1 protein-coding gene and 1 pseudogene are annotated in these 2,093 nt (G+C 68.6%); both read left to right on the top strand.

Going from position 1 to position 2,093, the window contains the following annotated elements:
* Positions 1-573, top strand: a pseudogene (locus tag ACESLR_RS10515) (glycoside hydrolase); the annotation flags it as partial.
* Positions 574-576: 3 nt separating this feature from the next.
* Positions 577-2,052, top strand: a complete 1,476-nt coding sequence (gene malQ, locus ACESLR_RS10510; RefSeq protein WP_373023913.1) for a 4-alpha-glucanotransferase — start codon at positions 577-579, stop codon at positions 2,050-2,052.
* Positions 2,053-2,093 lie beyond the last annotated feature (41 nt).

Below are 2,093 nucleotides of genomic sequence, written 5' to 3'. Positions count from 1 at the left end.
AATATCGCCTCCGTTTCGCCCGAGGGTGGTGTGGTGGCCGTCATCCTGGATGGCGAGAACGCCTGGGAGTACTACCCGGACAACGGCTTTTACTTCCTGCAGGCGCTGTACGAGCGTCTGGCGGCGAACCCGAACCTGAACCTGTGCACCTTTTCGGACGTCTGCCAGCGCACCGGCCCGCGGGCCGACCGGGGTGAACTGTCGGGGCTCGTGGCGGGCTCCTGGGTGTACGGGACCTTTTCCACCTGGATCGGCGATCCGGACAAGAACCTGGGCTGGGACCGCCTGATCGAGGCGTGGACCGCAGTGGATCAGGCGGTTGCCCGGCATCCCGGGCTGGATACGCCGGCCCTGCGCAAGCAGCTGGCGGTGTGCGAGGGCTCCGACTGGTGCTGGTGGTTCGGGGAATACAACCCGGCTGGTTCGGTCAGCGACTTCGAACAGCTCTATCGACGCCACCTGGCGCGCCTGTACCAACTGGCGGACCTGGAAGTGCCGGAGTCCCTGGGCGAGGTGCTCTCGGTGGGCGGCGGCGATCCCGCCGCCGGCGGCACGATGCGCAAGGGGCAGTAGTCGATGGAGGCGGGCGAAGAACACTGTAATCCCCTGATGCAGTGCCGCCGGGCCGGTGTGCTGTTGCATCCGGTATCACTGCCGGGCCCGGGCCCGGTGGGCACGCTGGGGCAGGAGGCGTTCCGTTTTCTCGACTGGGCGCGGGATGCGGGGTTCAGCCTGTGGCAGATCCTTCCGCTGCATCCGCCCCAGGAGGACGGCTCCCCCTACGCCAGCATCTCGGCCTTCGCCGGGGATGTGCGCCTGATCGATCCGCAGCGGCTGGCCGAACGGGCGGGCCTGGACGCGCCCCATGGGTCGGTCGAGGCCCTGCTGCAACAGGCCCGCGAAGGACTGGAGCAGCCCGGCGATGGCTGGGCGCAGGCCTACCAGGCCTTCTGCGATGCGCAGGGTCCGGTCTGGCTGGATGATTTTGCCCGGTTCGTGGTCATCCGTGCCCGCGAGGCGGGCCGCCCGTGGTGGGAATGGGCGGCTGCCCTCCGCGACCGCGACCCGGAGGCCCTTGCGGCCGTCGAGCGCGAGGCGGCGCAGGAACTGAAGGCGGTCCGCTTTGCCCAGTTTGTCGTGTTCGACCAGTGGCAGGATGTGCGCGAGCATGCGCGTGCCCGGGACATCCTCATTCTTGGGGACATGCCTATCTTCGTGGCCCACGATTCCGCCGAGGTCTGGGCCCACCGCGATCTGTTCGATCTGGATGCGACGGGGCATCCCCTGACGGTGGCCGGCGTGCCGCCGGACTATTTCTCGGAGACCGGGCAGCGCTGGGGCAATCCGCATTACCGCTGGGACCGTCTGGCCGAGCGAGGCTATGACTGGTGGGTGGAGCGCATGCGCTGGACACTGGAGACGGTGGACGCGGTGCGGATCGACCACTTCCGCGGGTTCGAGGCCAGCTGGGCCGTGCCGGCGAGCGAGCCGGATGCCACGCAGGGACACTGGGTTCCGGGACCCGGTGCCAAGTTCTTCGAACAGCTGCAGGACCGCCTGGGGGTGCTGCCCCTGCTGGCCGAGGACCTCGGCGTGATCACCCCGGAGGTGACCGCGCTGCGCCTGCGCTTCGACCTGCCGGGCATGCGCATCCTGCAGTTCGCCTTCGAGGGCGGGTCGGACAACCCTTACCTGCCGGCGAACCACGACGAACTGAGTGCCGTGTACACAGGCACGCATGACAACGACACCACGCTGGGCTGGTTTCACTCCCTGGAGCCGGCCATGCAGCAGCACGTGATCGAGACGCTGGACCAGGGGCCCGCGGGGGAGATGCCCTGGCCGATGATCCGAGCCGCCTGCCGTTCACCGGCACAACTGGCAATCCTGCCGATGCAGGACGTCCTGCAGCTCGGTTCGGAAGCCCGGATGAATATGCCGGGCACGGTGGCGGACGCAAACTGGAGCTGGCGCTTTGAGTGGGACCAGCTTCCGGAGGGGCAGACGGAGGCCCTGCGGGCCCTGGCGCAGGAGACGGGTCGCCTCGACTGACGGTCCGACCCGGACATGAAAAAGGCCCGGTCCCTCGAGGG

The sequence above is a fragment of the Thioalkalivibrio sp. genome (assembly GCF_041685615.1).
Lineage (GTDB): Bacteria > Pseudomonadota > Gammaproteobacteria > Ectothiorhodospirales > Ectothiorhodospiraceae > Thioalkalivibrio.
This window is presented reverse-complemented; position numbering and strand designations above follow the sequence as displayed.